This is a genomic window from Dyella sp. (assembly GCF_036568765.1).
GTDB lineage: Bacteria > Pseudomonadota > Gammaproteobacteria > Xanthomonadales > Rhodanobacteraceae > GSA-30.
The window spans coordinates 11,940-28,633 of sequence record NZ_DATCRY010000314.1 but is presented as its reverse complement, the minus strand read 5'-3'; the positions used below and the strand labels follow the sequence as shown (position 1 = coordinate 28,633).

Sequence of the window (16,694 nt, the reverse complement as noted above, 5' to 3'; positions counted from 1 at the left end):
CAGGCAAGACCTCATGCACACCCCAGATGGCCCCCTAGCCAACGCCCCTGCCCCCGCCACCGTTCCTCGTTGGCTGCTGCCATCCTGGCTTCTGCGCTGGGTTCCACTGGGGCGTGAAGTCCTGGCATTTGGCATTGTCGGTCTCATCCAGATCTGCATCGACTGGATGATCTTCGTTGTACTTACCCATTTCGGGGTCGGTCCCGCCGCGGGTAACGTCACTGGCCGCATTACCGCTGCGGGACTTGGATTCTGGCTCAACGGCCGCTGGACATTCGCCCAAAAGAACTGCAGCCATGAGACGCTTCGCTGGCAGAGCTTTGTCCGCTATTCGCTAACCTGGTGCATGACGACGGCGCTGAGCACCATGATCGTCCTCTGGGTCGACCACGGTCACGGCCTGCATTGGGCATGGGCGGTGAAACCGGTGGCCGATGCCCTGCTCGCCGCGCTCAGCTTTCTGGTTTCGAAGTACTGGATATATCGACCCAGTCGATATGACAAGGACGTGCAAATCAAATGACCGACACCGCCTCGAACTATCCACGCATCGCGGCCATCATCCCGGCCTACAAAGTCCGCCCCTTTGTCCTGGATGTCATCGCGAAAATCGGCGCGGAAGTCGAGCGCATTTACGTGATCGACGACGCTTGCCCAGACCAAAGCGGAAAACTGGTTGCCGAGAAGTGTAACGATCCCCGCGTGGAAGTCTTGTTTCTCGATGAGAATCGAGGCGTCGGCGGTGCAGTCATGGCCGGCTACAAAGCAGCCCTTGATGCTGGCCTCGACATCTTCGTGAAGATCGATGGCGACGGCCAGATGGATCCCGCGCTGCTGGACGACTTCGTCACGCCCATCGCGCTCGGCTATGCCGACTACACCAAGGGCAATCGGTTTTACGATCTCGAGAACATCGGTCGCATGCCAAAAGTCCGCATCTTTGGAAATGCCGCCCTTTCGTTCATGACGAAGCTCTCGACGGGCTATTGGGATCTATTCGATCCAGCCAACGGTTACACCGCGATCCACCGAGAAGCCGCATTGCGGCTGCCGATGAAGAGTATCAGCAAGCGCTACTTCTTCGAGACAGACATGCTGTTTCGCCTTGGAACGCTACGAGCGAAGGTCATGGATGTTCCCATGGATGCACAATACGGCGACGAGGTCAGCAATCTCAAAATATCGAAGATCCTGGGTGAATTCCTGGGCAAGCATCTGAGAAATTTCTGCAAGCGAATTTTTTACAGCTATTTTCTGCGCGATATGTCGATTGCATCATTGGAATTGCTTGCCGGCTTAATCATTCTCACCTTTGGCATCGCCTTCGGTGCGGTGCACTGGATGCATTCTTATGCGCTCCACATCGCCACGCCCACCGGTACCGTCATGATTTCGGCGTTGTCCATCCTCTGTGGTCTGCAGCTACTCCTGGCGTTCCTTAACTTCGACTTCTCGCGAGTACCGAAGCAAGCGCTGCATCTTACCCGGCATCCGCGTAATCGCAAGCACGCGCCTTAGCCGAAGAGTCAAGCCATCCTAGAGTGTTCGTGCCTGCGACAACGAGCATGCGCGAACGCGCTCACCGACAAAAATGCATTGCGAACCAGCTGGCGCCGGATAGTCTTTCCACAGAAGGATGACCCATCGCAGATTGGCCTTATCCTGGATGAGGGGATCGATATGCGCCCCATGGGGCGCATAGGCCATATAAGGTGCAGAACGCAGCGGGAAGAGAAACATGCTGACTTCGAGCCGATCTCTACCGACGACCAGTGCGTGTTCCATGGCTTCGCGGCCGAGCACCTTCTCTATCGCGCTCGCCTCGCTCCCCTCGGAAAGGTCGTTACGGAAAACCCCTTTCTGCTGCACCGTCACGTAACAGGCACTCGCAATCGAGGACACCATGATCGCGAATATCCATACGCGACAGTCCGCACGCGTGCGAAGCGACCAAAGCATACCCAGCCACAGCAGCACAAGCGTGCCGCCCGCAACCGTGCGGGACACGAACAGAAACGCCCATTCCGGACCATCGCTCACCACGGAAATAGGAAGCGTCACTGAATACCGTCGGCCAAAGATCACCAAGTAAGCGATCGCAATAGTACTCAACAGCGCAACAGCGATCTTGCCTGGCCGAGCCAGTTTCGCCCTCTCTGCCATCAGCATGGCGAGAAGCCAAAGCGGCGCGAGGAAGAAGTAGTATCGACTATGCAGCCTGCCGATCTCCCCCGCCGACACCGTAAAAACCACCGCCACGCCGATCAATACTGTGGTCGCGATCAGCAGATAGCGTGCGAAATCCAGTGCCTGCACGTCATGTTGAGACGCCTGGACAAATCCCAGGCGTGTTCTGAGCGTTCCGCAGAGGACGACGAGGGGGAGGCTGAACATCGCAAAAAACAGAGCAAGATGCCCGGCTGCGACATGCATGACATCCTTGGCGAGGCCCTTTGCACCACTGTCGTAATTAAGTATGTGCTGCGCCCACTCGTGTATCTTCTCCGCGTAAACCCCCATGGAAGCAGATGGCAAATCGACCTGGGGTGGAAATGAAAGCTTACAGACCAAGAAGCCGGCAGCAACACCAAGCAACAGCGCAGCGACCAGACGCAGCTTGACCTTCGAGCACAACAAAAAAGCCAGTACCACACCGAACAGAAAGATAGCGTGCGGCTTGACGTAGTACATCGAGCCGATCACGAACCCCGCTGCCGCCAATCGCTCCCGGGCCCTGCCCGATCTCAATCCGAGTACCAGCCATGTCGCCAGCATAAACAGGGCGAAGTACATGGCCTCTGGCATGAAATACTTCGTATACATGCTCATGGGCAGCAGCACCGCTGCGCCGACGAGGAGCACGATGCGGCCCGGCGCTATGTCGAGCCGCACCGCAATCGGAATGAGCGCCGCGATCCCTGCAGCCCAGAAGGCGACATTGAACCATTGTGCCAGGGCGTAGAAGTTTTGCCCGGCCCCAGCGGCTAACGAATAAACAAAGAAATACAGCCTGTTCGGCATCAGCTGCGCCAAGTGCCGGTCGATAATATCCGAAGGAAGAAAATTCGGGTCGGACCACAGCTTATAGACATATTCGTCGTGGAACACGACAGCATTGTCCACAAATAGATTTCTAGCGAACAATACGATTGCAGCTAGCGCAACCAGCCCTAATGCCAAGACAAGCGGCAGTGGCATATCGCGTATGACACGATTTTCGGCTGTATCCGCGTTATTCACGCTTGAGCACCCTGACCATACTTGATATCCCCCAATGGGGAGCGCGGGATCCATGATTCTATGCTCCCTATCAAAGCAGCAAGCATTACGGCGTAGCTCATAGGCCTAGTAATTACTTTTGTGGAGCGGTCACTAGCATATTGATATTCAGTTTTATTGGATACGCCAAATTTTATGCAGTTGTACCTAATAGCGACCGTATCGGATCCAACGCCAACGATGTGCCGAGCCAACGAGTATCAGTTTTCCAGTCAGACAGCGCCTGCGCAAAAAAGCGCATAGAATGCAATATCGGCGCTGCCATGTGCATATCGTCTACCACCCCAAGCAAAGCTCGACAATATCCCGCAGCGGTAAATTGTTGACTTGCCCAAGCTTGAGCCCTTCGGCCGAGCGCTAAGCGCGCTTCAGGTTCAGCATGAAGCCATTCCAGCGCTTTACATAAAGAATCTATTTCGTTATCGGGGTCGATATGGACCACGTGGTCCGACGGGATCTCCCGGTAAAAGCCAACATTGGTAACTACGACCGGCTTGCAATGAAGCATGGCTTCGATTGCCGACGCAGATGCAGCTTCCAGACTAGGCCATCGCAAACAACTAACGACATCGGCACCCCGGACGATCACCGCTAGCACATCGTCGTCCACAGGACCCGAAATCACAAGGTTGACACCCAGGTTCCTCGCCAATGCAGATAGTTCGAGCGCCTTCAACGTATCGCATTGCCCAACCAGACGAAAAACAGCGGATCTACGTAATTTTTCACTCTGAGCCAATGCGCGGATGACACTCGCCGCACGTTTATTGGCATTCACGTTACCAATGGTGAGGATATTGAAAGGCTCACCATCAGCATGAGCTTCCGCATTGCTGACAGCGCTCTCCCCATCCCATGCCGGCACTTCATAAGCAAGCGGTACCGCGCGCACCGGCCCAGCACATGAATCAAGCACACGCTTGATGCCCCAGCTACTGTGCGTGATCACTGCTGATGCCATGGCGCACAACCACTCAGTCATAGGCATGGCGGCGCAAGTCAGCTCGATGAAATCTTGTCGGTGGGAATACTCAAAGAACTTCTTATTCGATCCGGCACCGTACCAATGCAACAACGCCTGCTCAGCTTCCGCCATATGCGTCTGAGCCCACTGGAAAAACAAGTTGCCTAGATAAAAATCATGTAGACAAACAACAGACGGATACTTAGAAAGCCATTCAAGGCTACCGTAGTGATAATGATAGTTATCACCAATCTGGTGAACGATCGCGTCTGCCTGCGCACAAGCAGCGTCGACAGCGCTTGTTTGCAACCAATCGATAACTTCAACACTGAAGGATTGCGGCACTGCCGATAGCAACACCTTTTCCTCTGAACGGATCAGAACAACGGTGTGCCCTTGTGCGGAAAGTTCCCTGACAAGCAAGCCAGTCATGCGACCGATAGCCGACGCTTTGAGTCCCGGCGCGAAAATTACGATATTCATTGCAATAGCATCCCGACGGTCGACGGCCAATTGATGTCCATAGCGTGCAAACGCTCTCTCGCACCGTCTCCATACGCCTGTGTGCGCCTTGAATCAGCAAAAGCTTGATCAAGTACACCCGCCAACGCCTCTGGATGAGGCATGGCAACCCATCCAGTTTCCCCGTGCCGGGCCAGACCTAAGACACCGCCACTATCGCAAGCACTTATCAAGGCTTTGCCCGCTTGCGATGCTTCCATTGTAACGTAGGCGAGCGCATCTTCATCATATGGCACATAGGCAACCGCTTGTGCGCCATTGACGTAAGCGGCATATTCGTCTCTCGATAGAAACCTCAAATCAAGCTTCACTCGATCGCCGAGATCATGTTGATCCACCAACCGCTGCAAAGCGTCCGCGTCGGCGGCTGAATCGGGCGGACCGGCGACCAGCAACTTGGTCTTTGGCGACGTATACCTCATAGCCTCGACTAGCAGGTGTTGCCGCTTCATAGCATTGACTCGCCCTGCCGCCAGCACATAGCCTTGCGACTCCCCACCAATGAACCGTTCGGGATCGTTGACGGGTGGCACCAGAACATTTGCTTCGCGGCCGTTGTAGCGGGCGAGGCGCGCTTTGGTCACGTCGGAAATGGTGTAGATCGAGCGCATCTCGGCAAATGCCTGCTGGTCCGCTTCGCGAATCATCGAGCGCAACGCCTCACCCTGCTCTCCGGGTGGCAAGTTCGTCTGCCCAGCGTCAAACAGATCGTATGCCTGACGATACTGATGCACCAGCCAGAGAGTTTTGTGCGGGTGCCGGATCAAATAGGCGGGAAACTTGAGTGCAATGACACGGTCCACATTCCACAGCTCGAATGCGCGCATCATCAACATCTGCGTCGGGATGGCTTCTGCTGGCTCCCATTGAAAGGGAACGCGCAAGATTTCCGCCTGATGCCCAGCCAAAATGAGGTTGCGCTCCAGGTTAGCCGCCAACTCTTCGGCGCCACCCCAGACAAAGGGCGCCATGTTATTGACGATCAACACCTTCATGCCAGCAACCTTTCAAGGACGTGCGTCCACGAGATCTTCAGTTCATCCAGACGCGCGGCAGCCCTTACCCCCATACGCCGGGTCTCATCGCGTTGCATGTAGAACTTGTCCAACGCATCCGCGACGCTACGGGGATCCGGGTCAGCCACATACCCGTTATCTCCATCGCTCACCAACTCCATGACGCCACCGGAGTCGAGCGTTGTTAAAATGGGCTTACTGGCGTGGCTGGCTTCAAGACTAGGGTAACCATAGGAATCTTCGTCCAATGGCAAATAGGCTGCGGCGAGGCAATCTGCAAGCAGCTCCACCTTCTCCTCCTCGCTTATCCAGCGATCCTCGATTGTGACCTTGTCATCGAGGCGATGCTTCTGAATCAGTGCGCGCAGGTGATCGGCATATGAGACATCGCCACTACGTCCACATAAACGAATTCGTACTGCGGTCTTGACGTGGCTCATGGCTTCGATGAGCAGATGCTGCCGCTTATGGTGCTCCATGCGACAGATATAAACCACCTCGTCATTAAAGGAACGACATTCAAAGCGCTCTGAATCGAATACGGGAGGATAGAGAATTTCACTATCTACGCCGTTGTATTTCTTCAGACGCTCGCTCACGACACGCGAATTGGTAAACACCTGCTTCGCCTCCGCCAGCGCCGCATTGTCGGCTGCGCGAAGCGCATCGCGAACGCCGCGATACTTGGCGTTATCCGGGAACCCCCGATAGGGGGTATCCCACAGATCATAGAAGGATCGGATGTGATGGATAAACCAGAGAATCTTGTGCGGGTGACGAATAAGATGTGCCTGGGGCCTGAAACAGATCACCCGATCTGCCGCAGATAGATCAATCCAGCGCAGCGCCGCCATCTGCTGGAACAGCAAATCGGGCGCGTCCACTTCCGGCAAGTAGACCCGCTCGACGGTGTGTCCTTGGCGCTCGAGCATGACCTGGAGCCATTCGACAATATTGCGAGCCCCGCCATAGATGAACGGGACAAAGGTCGAGCATAACGCAATTCTCATCAGGTCAAGCTCTCGGCCAGCGCGGCCGCTATATGCGCGACATCTTCCTGAGTAACGTCCTGATGCGTAGGAAGATTGATACCTCTCGCCGCCCAAGTATCCGCCACTGGATAGCTCGTATTCTCCGCATAGGGCGGCATGACGTGCATCGGGTAAAAGACCGGGCGCGTTTCGATGCCGAGGCTGTCGAGTTTGGCCATGACCGCATCTCGTCGCTCTTCACCCTCATCTCTCAAGAAGATGTTGTACATCCAATAGACCTGTTTAGCCCACGCCGCTTCCGCAGGCAACACCAATCGATCACGCAAATCCTTTAATGCCTCGTCATACCAGCGAGCGAGACGCTCACGTTCGAATAAGGCTGCATCTACGTTTTCCAATTGCGCGAGACCAATGGCAGCCTGGATATTCGTCATGCGATAGTTGTAACCGATAACCGGGAACCAGTACCGACGCTTCGGGTCCATGCCTTGCCCGCGGAGAAGTCGGAGCCGTGCGGCAAGATCGTCATCGTCCGTGGTGATCATGCCACCCTCACCTGTGGTGATGATCTTGTTGCCAAAAAAGCTGAACGTGGCGCACGTACCGAGACCACCGACACGCTTACCCTGATACTCAGCACCGTGTGCCTCGGCAGCATCTTCAAGAACCCACAAACCGTGTTTGTGAGCCAGCTCGCTGATCGCCCCCATATCCGCTGGGTGACCATAGAGATGAACCGGAATAATGCCTCGCGTCTTCGGCGTGATCTTTCGCTCGATGTCGGCAGGATCGATATTCATCGTACCTTCGCAAACATCGACTAGCACGGGTATCGCACCGCAATAACGTACTGCATTGGCTGTTGCGATGTATGTCACTGTGGGTACGATGACCTCCTCTCCCGGCTGGAGACCCATCGCCACCAATGCCAGATGCAACGCGGTCGTACCATTGTTGGTGGCGATAGCGTGTTTCACCGAGCAAAACTCGGCGAACGCCTGCTCAAATGCGCCGATGTACTTACCTACCGACGAAATCCAGCTTGTGTCGAGGCAATCGAGTACATAGTCACGCTCGTTACCGGCGAGCCTAGGCTGTGCAACGGATATACGCTTCATATTGAACTCTCTTACCCTTACTTATATTTAATGATACGTGCTGGCACGCCAACTGCCGTGACGCCATCCTGGATATCTCCAGTAACGACCCCGCCAGCACCGACGATTACATTCGTTCCTATGCCGACGCCGGGGATAACTTTGGTACCTATCCCTAGAAACGACATCCTTCCTATAGCCACCGTCCCGGCGATCGCACATTGCGGCGCAATATGAACCCCCTCGGAAATACGGCAGTCGTGGTCAACCGTCGCTCCTGTATTGATGATGGCCAGATCACCGACCTCGCTGTCGGCATTAACGACTACGCCGGCCATGACCGCCACACCACGCCCTATGCGGACGCTCGGCGATAGCACGGCATGCGGGCTGATAGCATTGACTAACTCATAACCCTGCGCTACCACGGCTGCGCCGAGTCGAAAGCGCACGGTATTGGATCCTACGGCTACGAAGGCCCGACGATAGCCTTCTTCATAGAGGTTTGCGATCGATTCATCGCCCTCGAGGACTGGCACCCCCAGGCATCGCCCATCTGCGGACTCACCGACACAAAATGCTACCGACTCGCCCATGGCGCGCAAGAGGTCGATACACACCTTCGCGTGTCCTCCGGCACCTATGACAACAATCGATTGCTTCACGTCAAACCCCACCAGACACGAAAAATAGCAAGCTTTCAGTCCTCTTGGAAACGCCTATGGCTTACTGAACCACCGACTCGAATCTCGCCGAGCAAACAGGAGATTGGTTGACTCGAAGCGATCAAGTTCGTTGCAGCTCACTAAAAGCAACACACCAGTTTCAGGATCGATGACCCGATACTCCATATTCAGGGACGCAAATGCTCCGAACCATTCGTCTCGAGAATGACCGCTGCGGCTCAAATGTGAAGGACCGTATTCCACGATAATGCCCATATTTGGATGAGCCTCGATCAACGACCTTGCGCCAGCAAGAACATCGAGCTCAGCGCCTTCGACATCGATTTTCATGAGCGCCACGGGTGCAGAATGAGGAACAACCTCATCCAATCGCACTGTATCTACCCGAACGGGCTCCTTGTCTCCAACATGACTTGCATCCAGCGGAAACAGCGAATGATGGCCACTGATCTTCCCAAGATAAAGAGTACGACTCGCCGATTCCCGCCCTATAGCCTGATGATGCACACTCACCATGGAAGCATAGCCGTTAGTCCAGACGGAGCGCTCAAGCAGTTTTGCTGTCGGGCCATAAGCTTCAAACGCATAGACGTGGCCTAGCCCCCCCATCGCCCTCGCGGCCGCCAAAGAATGCATACCGACATGCGCCCCGATATCGATAAAAGCATCTCCTTGCTTGACGGCAGACTGAATGAAAAGGCGAGTGCCGCGCTCAATATCACCTAGCTCAATCAGACTGGCGATCATCGGCGCGTCGTCTGCAGCACAGAGAACGTATCCCACGTTCGTAGCAACAAGCGTCGCACCATCGCCGCAAGGCACCGCGAAACGGTGTTTCGACACAAGAGCGTGAGATTCGAGCCGGTCTAGACGGGCAGCAAGATCGTCCCATGGCATGAAACGTTCGATAAGTTGGTCAAACTTCTGGCCAGGCATATCGCTTCGTTGGGATATGTAGCAAAGCCGCAACGATTGCACTTCCTGAATGATACTCACCGTCAGTTTTAGTTGTTGCTCGTATGCCCATGTATGGCTTTGTAGCGATCGCTGATAGGCCTGCTCTTGCACAGCAATAATGTCCGCACGAAGACTCCCAATCTCCTGTCGTACTTCCTCGCTCAAATAACGCCGTGCGCGAAAAGCTAATGGCCTCACAAACGGAAGCATGATCCTGTACAGACGTCTAGCCATACCACGCACACTGCGCCGCCACCCACTTGGAGGCTGCGGCGCTGCCTGCTGCGGCTCTAAAACCTGCTGGTTACTTGGCGGGGAATCGAACCGATGCGGCGAGCTCTTCGCCGACCTAGTAGCAACATCGATATCCGCTTGTCGCCTGTATATATGTTCCATAGCGTTCTTCATCCGCCGAAATACGCTGACACGACATCGCTCGGTGCGCCATCCATGCGTATACGCCCATGCTCCAGCCAGAGAACTCGATTGCATGTGTGCATAATCAGCTCACGCGAGTGGCTTGCGATGACCAGGATATGAGTGGACTGCACCACTTCAGCCATACGAGCCTCTGCTTTGTGCTTGAAATTCTCGTCACCCACCGACAACCATTCATCCATCAGGAGGATCTCTGGACGGACTACCGTCGACACCGCGAATGCCAGACGCAAATGCATGCCGGTCGAATAAGTACGCACAGGCATATCGACAAAGTCCCCCAATTCGGAGAACTCGATAATGCTTTCGATCTGCCGCGTGACTTCGGCGCGCGTCATTCCAAGCAAGCCGCCGCGTATGAATATGTTTTCGCGCCCTGTGGCTTCATGATCGATACCGAGCGAAATATCGAGCAACGAACCGACATCGCCCTCAATGCGTGTGGTTCCTGCCGTTGGCGCGTAGACGCCACTGAGCAAACGCAACAATGTGCTCTTGCCCGCACCGTTGTGACCGAGCAGTCCAACGCGGTCGCCGTCACTGAGCTTGAATGTCAGCCCCTCCAGCGCGCGAACAATGACTCGCCCTTGTTGATCTTCGCCAAGCTGGCCGCCCGTAGCGACGCTCATGAGCCGCTTCTTCAGCGAGCGTCCGCTGGCATTGTAGATCGGAAAATCTACGGTAACGTCGTTGAATTCAATGATTGCCATAATTGTCAGAACCCTCAGAGCCAGTACGCAATGCGGCGCTTGTAGCGGCCATAGAGCGCGATTGCCACGAACCAGCCCAAGACGGCCAATGCCAATGAAACCCACCAGTCAGTAGCGGTTGGCATGGCATTCAGAAGAGGCGAACGCACGATAGAGATCAAGTGGTAAATCGGGTTGAAATCGACGAGATAGGCACCTGCGCGTTGCGACAGATGGCCCGGCATCCACATGATCGGTGTAAGGTAATAAACCACCTGCAGCGCGCTGCCGACGATCTGCGGCAAATCACGATAACGTGCACAAAGAACGCCCAGCAGCAGCGCGCCCCAGGCGAGGTTGATGGCCAGCAACACAAAGCCGGGAATCGCAATTAGCGCCTCCCAGCCCAAAGGCCGTCCGACCGCCAAGAGTACCAACGGGAAAATGACGATGTTGTGCAGGAGAATCAGCACATTCCGCCACATCATTCGCAGAATGTGGACAAACAGTGGAATCGGCAGTTGTTTGATGATGCCCTCGGCAGCGATAAAGCCGGTACACCCCTCCATGACCACCACCGACATGAAGTTCCACAGGATCATGCCCGCCGCCAGAAATGGCAGATATTCCTTCATCGCAGTCTGAAATATCTGCCCAAACACGACGCCAATCGTGCCGATCATGACGCCCATGCTGATGGTCAGCCAGAAAGGCCCCAACGCCGAACGACGATAACGTTGGCGTACGTCTTGCCAACCGAGCATGCCCACCAGGGAGTAGCGCCGCGCTGCAGCGGCAATATCCCTGATCGCAACAAATGTCGGGCTCTTCTGCATCGAAATTACCAATTCAAATCGGATAGCTTTGGCACATGATCGGGTGCCCGCCTGGCTCTAGCGCCGTAACTCAAAAAAACGCTTACGTCTCGAACATCCATTGCAGGGTCTCCCTGATCGAATAATCAGGCAACGGCCCCAACAGTCGCTCGATACGGGATGGATCCCCCCGCAGATGCGTGACCTCATTTGGGCGCACGAATGCGGGATTCGTCCTTACTTCAATGACCCTGCCCGCGATCCGCTCCATAAAGCCGATGATTTCGCGGATAGAGATTTCCTGGCCGGAGCAGACGTTGAAGACATCCCCCGCCTCGGCCTTTTCGAGCAATCCCATATACAGCGAGACTACATGGCGAACATCATAGAAATCGCGACAGACGTCGATGTTGCCTAATTCAAGGACAGGCTCACCACGGCGAAAATGTCCGACGATCTTGGGCAGCAGGAAGTTTTCCCCCTGCCCGACGCCGGTATAGTTGAACGGTCGCACCGTGACGATCGGCAACCTGTCGCTCCACACGCGCGCCATGTATTCCATGGCCACCTTGCTCACGGCATAGTCGTTCTGTGGCTTGAAGGGCGCATTCTCATCGATTGCTCCCGGCCTCACGCCATAGACATTGGCGCTGCTGGCAAGGAGTATCTTCTGTGGCAAGCGATCGAGACGCGATACCGCCTCAAGCAGATTACGCGTCCCAACGACATTGACATTATAAATTGCTGCAGCATCGCCGTGAGCGACAAACGAGATAGCTGCCAGATGCACGATCAAATCCGGCCTGAGGCGATCGATGGCCGCATACACCGATTGCCGGTCCGTCAAATCGACGGACTCGCGACTGGCTCCCACTACCGACACGTCTCCGCCCCAACCATGGACACGATAGCCCGCCCCCACGAGAGCGGCTTCCATGTACTTGCCGGTAAAGCCCTGGGCTCCAGTCAGCAGGACGCTCGGCTGCGTCATGTCAGAACGACGCTCCGCGCCCGTTACGAACAAGATCCGCCTTGACCATCATTGCGCAAAGCTCTTCGAGCGTCGTCTTTGGCTCCCAACCCAGCTTGGCCTTGGCTTTGGCGGCGTTACCGATCAATAGGTCGACTTCCGCCGGACGGTAGAACTTCGGATTGACTCGCATCAGCACCTTGCCGGTAGCCTTGTCCGTCGCAATCTCAGACTCGTCCTTGCCGGAGAACTCGAGTTCGATGCCGATCGCCTTGAATGCCATGCGAACGAAATCGCGCACCGTCTCGGTGCGATTAGTGGCAAGAACGAATGTTTCCGATTCGTTGGCCTGCAGCATCCGCCACATCCCTTCGACGTACTCCTTGGCGAAACCCCAATCGCGTTTCGCATCGATATTGCCAAGCTCAAGACAGTCGAGCTTGCCCAGCTTGATCTTGGCGACCGAGTCGGTAATTTTCCGAGTCACGAACTCACGGCCACGCAAAGGGCTTTCGTGGTTGAACAGAATCCCGCTGGAGGCGAAGAGATTGTAGCTCTCGCGATAATTGACCGTGATCCAATGCGCGTAAAGCTTGGCTACACCGTAGGGGCTGCGTGGGTAGAACGGCGTATCCTCCGTCTGGGGAATCGCCTGGACCTTGCCGAACATTTCAGAAGTCGACGCTTGGTAGAAGCGAATCGCCGGATCGACGAGGCGAATAGCTTCCAGCAAATGCAGAGCGCCCACACCTGTGATGTGGGCCGTTGTCGCCGGCTGATCGAAGCTCACCCCCACAAAGCTCTGAGCCGCTAGATTATAAATCTCATCCGGCCGCACGCGGCTTACCAGACTGATGGTCGATCCCTGATCGGTCAGATCGTGCTCCACCAAGTGCAAATTCGGATCGTTCTCGATGCCTAGTTCTTCAATGCGCCAGAAATTGACCGAGCTGGTGCGGCGAAATGTGCCATAAACCTCATAGCCCTTGCTGAGAAGCAACTGAGCCAGGTAGGCGCCATCCTGTCCGCTAATGCCAGTGACAATTGCTTTTTTCATTGAAGCGATTCCTGAAAATTATAGTCTTTTAATCGAAACGGAGGTCCACCGGGACCGATTATACCGCCGAGCCGGAACGAGCTTTTTTGCTATCGACGGCCCTACGGACCGACACCAACCCCAGCAGCGTATTGTAAAGACGGAGGCCTAACCGTGAATAACGGTGCGCCCGCCTCCAGCGCGCAGCTGCCGCCTCTACTTCGGCCCGGCGCGCTGCTAGAGCGGGCTGCATCAAGCTCGCGATGCCATCGGCAAGCTCTTCCGGCCGAACTCCCGGCAACCGATGAACCGCTCCGCCTACGTCATCGAAAATAGCAATCGGGGTGACGGCTACCGGGCGACCCGAGGCCAGCCCATAGCGCACAGCGGCACTGGACGACTCACCGGTACCCTGATACGGGAAAACGATCAAATTGGCTTCGTCCAGTTGGCGTAGCGATTCCTCGTCTTTCAAATAGTCAGTTTGGAGAACCACCTTGCCCTGCAACCCAAGCTCGGCGATGCGCTTGCGCGCAGCATCGATCATGGCTTTGGATTCCCCGACCGGATATTCGGCATTGATCATCTTGAGGCGGACGTCCAAGCCTCGAGCGACCAGCAACCCGGTCGCCTCGATCAACTCCACGAGCCCCTTGTGCGGAAGGAAAAAACCATAGGACGCCAGCACAAAGGGACGTGTGGAAGCTCCCGGCCTCTCCTTGCCTCCTCCCGCACCATCGGGGACATCGACAACGCCATGAGGAAAAATTGCAACGTTGTCCACCAAACCCAGGTCTTTCAACCTGTTCAAGTCGCCCACGCCATGCACAAGAATCCTGTCGCATCTGGCCAACGCATCGGCGAGCAAAATCAACTTGCGATCGGGCACATGAGACGGATCCTGGGTCGCATGCATCATCATGATGACGACGCGTCCGGCATCCTTTTGCGCGTGAAGAAAATCGGCAAGGGGGCCGAATTCGAAAAATCCGTACTGAAACTGCACCACTACGACGTCGCTGCCTGCCGCCTCGATGGCAGCGGATAATCCAAGCAGCGATTCCGATCCGGACGAGCTCCAGCAGCGAAGAACCTCAGGGCCATCCTCCGCCTGCCTATCGGCGGCGTTCGCTGCAAAGATCGCCACCTCGCAGGGCATCCGACGGACAAGATGCTCAGAATAGCTGGCAATACCGCACCGGGTATTCCAGGTTGTCACCCAGCCGATCTTGGGCGCACGCGCTCTTGGCCCTGTAGCGAGACCTCGCACAAAATTGTCGGCGCGCGCGGCTACATCGCTCCATTTAAAGTGCTGGCGTAGCAACTGCTGGGCACTCGCCACCTTCTGCGCACGCACTTCGGCAGAAGCATCGTGAACTTCTCGCATGGTGCTCGCCAGCTCATGGCGATCCGGCTCGGCCCATACGGAATGGAACAGACCAAAATGTGTCCGCGCCTCTTCGAAGCGATAGTCCACCAGCCACGCGGTGTCTTCGTTGCAAAAATCAAGCTGACCGCCCCATGCGGTCGTAATGACCGCCAACCCGGACATCATGGCTTCGGCCAGCGGCAATCCGAACCCCTCTGCCCGACTTGGCGCAACCAAGGCGTGGCACTGTTCGTAGAGCGCCTTGAGTGTTTCCTCAGGCAGATCCTCTTCGATGATCTTTACATCGGGGAAATCCCTGCGACCACCGCGTGCCTCGGCGAGCCACGCTTGGATTTCATTGTGCGGATTGGCAAATGTCTTGATGATCAGCGAAACGTCGTCCGCCGCACTGAATGCATCGCCGTAGGCTTTAAGTAGAACATCCGCTCCCTTGCGCGGAAAACAAGACGATACATGCAGAAAGCGAAACGCTTTCGCCTCCAGTGTATAGCCAGGTGTCGCCTTCACCCGCTCCCAATGATCGACACCGGCCTCGCTTACCGAGATCGGCACGGCGACCCCGGCATCCAGCAATATCTTTCGCACATGCTCGGAAAGCGCCGAGATTCCCTGCAAATGGGCGTTAAATGTATCCACCCACTCCGGCGGGAAGGCCGATTCCTCCCACGCATAGTCGTGCAATAGATTGAAGCGCGAGCGCATATCGTCCACGCGGGGCGGATACAGCAGGCGACTGGAGACATCGGCTTGTTCTGCCGGCATGGCGGGCTCGCGTGCGTGCAAGGCGGCGACGTCAGCCCGCGATGCGAGAAAGGCCGGATTAGCATCGAAGTCGCCCGGTCCTTCGGTCGAGTGGAGCGCGACTTCGTTTCCGTGCTCATGCAGCGCAAGAGCAAGCTCTCGATTGACCAGCGCCAGGCTATAGCTGCTATCGAAAGGACCCTCTACGCGCCACTTCAGCACAGCTGGCGTGCCCAACGAGATTCTCGCTGCATGCAATGCCTCGTCCTGGTTCTCCGCAATAGCGCTCGCTGCAGCGTTCAAGTCCGTGCGTGAAGGCGCGGAGCCGGCAACGGACAGAGGCCCTATGGAATCGATCAGCGTCTGATAACTTGCCTCGATAGCGGTGGCAACTGCTGCCCAAGATCGGGAAGGTCCCTGCTTTTTGGCCTGCATTGCCTCGAATGCCCCGATCGCCCGCTTTGCGCTTCCATCCCAGGAGAACTTTCCGGACTGCACTTTCGCGTGCTCGCGCAAACTGGTTGCAAAACCCTCATCGCGCAGCGCGCGATTCATCAGCGAGCCGATCTCGTCCACACTGGTTGGATCGAACATGGCATCGGTCCACCCAATCACCTCGGGGACACTAGTCGTCGACGAGCCGATGGTCGGCACACCGCATGCCATCGCTTCAAGCGCCGGCAAGCCGAAACCTTCATGCAACGATGGAAACACGTACAAGGAGCAGCAGTTATACAGCGCAATCAGATCCGTGTCCGATATATAACCGGTCATGACGATACGATCTTCAACGCGGTGCTTTCTTGCTGCGCGAAGCAGCCGTTCTTGATCGGCAGGAAGTACCCGACCCGCAATCACAAGCTGATAGCGATTCTGCAGATCGCTCGACAGCGTGGCATATGCCGCAATCAGCCGCTCCACATTCTTGCGTGGATCCATCGCGCCGCTGTACATGACAAACTCACCCTGGATACCCAGGCGATTCCGAACAAGCACCTTCTCGTGCCCGGAAAGTTCGAGCAGTTTGAAATCCTCGGAAACCGCCGAGGAGATATTTACGATGCGATCCGGAGCGATGCCAAGCATATCGATCGCTTCTTTG

General features: G+C 55.9%; 14 protein-coding genes. 2 read left to right on the top strand and 12 right to left on the bottom strand.

The features are described 5' to 3' along the window. Positions 1–13 precede the first annotated feature (13 nt). Together VIM98_RS19650 and VIM98_RS19645 are read left to right on the top strand one after the other, a co-directional pair. Complete coding sequence (locus tag VIM98_RS19650; RefSeq protein ID WP_331994794.1) at positions 14–523, top strand: GtrA family protein; 510 nt, start codon at positions 14–16, stop codon at positions 521–523. Further along, complete coding sequence (locus VIM98_RS19645) at positions 520–1,518, top strand: glycosyltransferase family 2 protein (protein WP_331994793.1); 999 nt, start codon at positions 520–522, stop codon at positions 1,516–1,518. The genes VIM98_RS19650 and VIM98_RS19645 overlap by 4 nt, the downstream gene beginning before the upstream one ends. Before the next feature lie 18 nt (positions 1,519–1,536). Here the strand turns inward: VIM98_RS19645 and VIM98_RS19640 are convergent, their stop codons facing one another. From VIM98_RS19640 to VIM98_RS19585, 12 genes are all read right to left on the bottom strand, one after another. Further along, entirely contained in the window at positions 1,537–3,294 is a 1,758-nt protein-coding gene (locus VIM98_RS19640) for a hypothetical protein (RefSeq protein ID WP_331994792.1), read from the bottom strand. Between the two features lie 118 nt (positions 3,295–3,412). Beyond that, positions 3,413–4,726, bottom strand: a complete 1,314-nt coding sequence (locus VIM98_RS19635) for a glycosyltransferase family 4 protein (protein ID WP_331994791.1) — start codon at positions 4,724–4,726, stop codon at positions 3,413–3,415. Then, on the bottom strand, positions 4,723–5,760 hold the full coding sequence (locus VIM98_RS19630) for a glycosyltransferase family 4 protein (RefSeq protein ID WP_331994790.1): 1,038 nt from the start codon (positions 5,758–5,760) through the stop codon (positions 4,723–4,725). Before VIM98_RS19630 ends, VIM98_RS19635 begins: the two co-directional genes overlap by 4 nt. Next, the gene (locus tag VIM98_RS19625; RefSeq protein WP_331994789.1) at positions 5,757–6,713 is read right to left on the bottom strand and encodes a glycosyltransferase family 4 protein; all 957 of its coding nucleotides are present in this window, start codon (positions 6,711–6,713) and stop codon (positions 5,757–5,759) included. Before VIM98_RS19625 ends, VIM98_RS19630 begins: the two co-directional genes overlap by 4 nt. A gap of 77 nt (positions 6,714–6,790) precedes the next feature. Then, positions 6,791–7,891: a DegT/DnrJ/EryC1/StrS family aminotransferase gene (locus VIM98_RS19620; RefSeq protein ID WP_331994788.1), complete on the bottom strand. Its 1,101-nt coding sequence runs from the start codon at positions 7,889–7,891 to the stop codon at positions 6,791–6,793. Between the two features lie 17 nt (positions 7,892–7,908). Then, positions 7,909–8,535: a NeuD/PglB/VioB family sugar acetyltransferase gene (locus VIM98_RS19615; RefSeq protein ID WP_331994787.1), complete on the bottom strand. Its 627-nt coding sequence runs from the start codon at positions 8,533–8,535 to the stop codon at positions 7,909–7,911. A gap of 54 nt (positions 8,536–8,589) precedes the next feature. Continuing rightward, positions 8,590–9,624, bottom strand: a complete 1,035-nt coding sequence (locus tag VIM98_RS19610; RefSeq protein ID WP_331994786.1) for an FkbM family methyltransferase — start codon at positions 9,622–9,624, stop codon at positions 8,590–8,592. A 293-nt stretch (positions 9,625–9,917) separates the two neighbouring features. Further along, positions 9,918–10,661, bottom strand: coding sequence for an ABC transporter ATP-binding protein (locus tag VIM98_RS19605; protein ID WP_331994785.1), 744 nt, complete (start codon positions 10,659–10,661; stop codon positions 9,918–9,920). A gap of 14 nt (positions 10,662–10,675) precedes the next feature. Then, a complete protein-coding gene (locus tag VIM98_RS19600) occupies positions 10,676–11,476 on the bottom strand; it encodes an ABC transporter permease (protein ID WP_331994784.1) in 801 nt (266 codons plus the stop codon). 82 nt (positions 11,477–11,558) lie between these two features. Then, positions 11,559–12,446 (bottom strand): GDP-mannose 4,6-dehydratase, encoded by an 888-nt coding sequence (locus VIM98_RS19595; RefSeq protein ID WP_331994783.1) that lies wholly within the window; start codon positions 12,444–12,446, stop codon positions 11,559–11,561. Between the two features lies 1 nt (position 12,447). Then, positions 12,448–13,482 carry a GDP-mannose 4,6-dehydratase gene (gene gmd / locus VIM98_RS19590; protein WP_331994782.1) on the bottom strand — a complete coding sequence of 345 codons (1,035 nt, stop codon included), beginning with the start codon at positions 13,480–13,482 and terminating at the stop codon, positions 12,448–12,450. Positions 13,483–13,540: 58 nt separating this feature from the next. Next, entirely contained in the window at positions 13,541–16,531 is a 2,991-nt protein-coding gene (locus VIM98_RS19585) for a glycosyltransferase (protein ID WP_331994813.1), read from the bottom strand. Between the last annotated feature and the right edge of the window lie 163 nt (positions 16,532–16,694).

What these genes read in the sequence shown, in the direction of transcription:
- gmd (WP_331994782.1), bottom strand. Translation starts at nt 13,482, where the DNA reads ATGAAAAAAGCAATTGTCACTGGCATTAGCGGACAGGATGGCGCCTAC.
- VIM98_RS19640 (WP_331994792.1), bottom strand. Translation starts at nt 3,294, where the DNA reads ATGGATCCCGCGCTCCCCATTGGGGGATATCAAGTATGGTCAGGGTGC.
- VIM98_RS19595 (WP_331994783.1), bottom strand. Translation starts at nt 12,446, where the DNA reads ATGACGCAGCCGAGCGTCCTGCTGACTGGAGCCCAGGGCTTTACCGGC.
- VIM98_RS19635 (WP_331994791.1), bottom strand. Translation starts at nt 4,726, where the DNA reads ATGAATATCGTAATTTTCGCGCCGGGACTCAAAGCGTCGGCTATCGGT.
- VIM98_RS19605 (WP_331994785.1), bottom strand. Translation starts at nt 10,661, where the DNA reads ATGGCAATCATTGAATTCAACGACGTTACCGTAGATTTTCCGATCTAC.
- VIM98_RS19625 (WP_331994789.1), bottom strand. Translation starts at nt 6,713, where the DNA reads ATGCTCGAGCGCCAAGGACACACCGTCGAGCGGGTCTACTTGCCGGAA.
- VIM98_RS19585 (WP_331994813.1), bottom strand. Translation starts at nt 16,531, where the DNA reads ATGGATCCACGCAAGAATGTGGAGCGGCTGATTGCGGCATATGCCACG.
- VIM98_RS19630 (WP_331994790.1), bottom strand. Translation starts at nt 5,760, where the DNA reads ATGAAGGTGTTGATCGTCAATAACATGGCGCCCTTTGTCTGGGGTGGC.
- VIM98_RS19620 (WP_331994788.1), bottom strand. Translation starts at nt 7,891, where the DNA reads ATGAAGCGTATATCCGTTGCACAGCCTAGGCTCGCCGGTAACGAGCGT.
- VIM98_RS19650 (WP_331994794.1), top strand. Translation starts at nt 14, where the DNA reads ATGCACACCCCAGATGGCCCCCTAGCCAACGCCCCTGCCCCCGCCACC.
- VIM98_RS19600 (WP_331994784.1), bottom strand. Translation starts at nt 11,476, where the DNA reads ATGCAGAAGAGCCCGACATTTGTTGCGATCAGGGATATTGCCGCTGCA.
- VIM98_RS19645 (WP_331994793.1), top strand. Translation starts at nt 520, where the DNA reads ATGACCGACACCGCCTCGAACTATCCACGCATCGCGGCCATCATCCCG.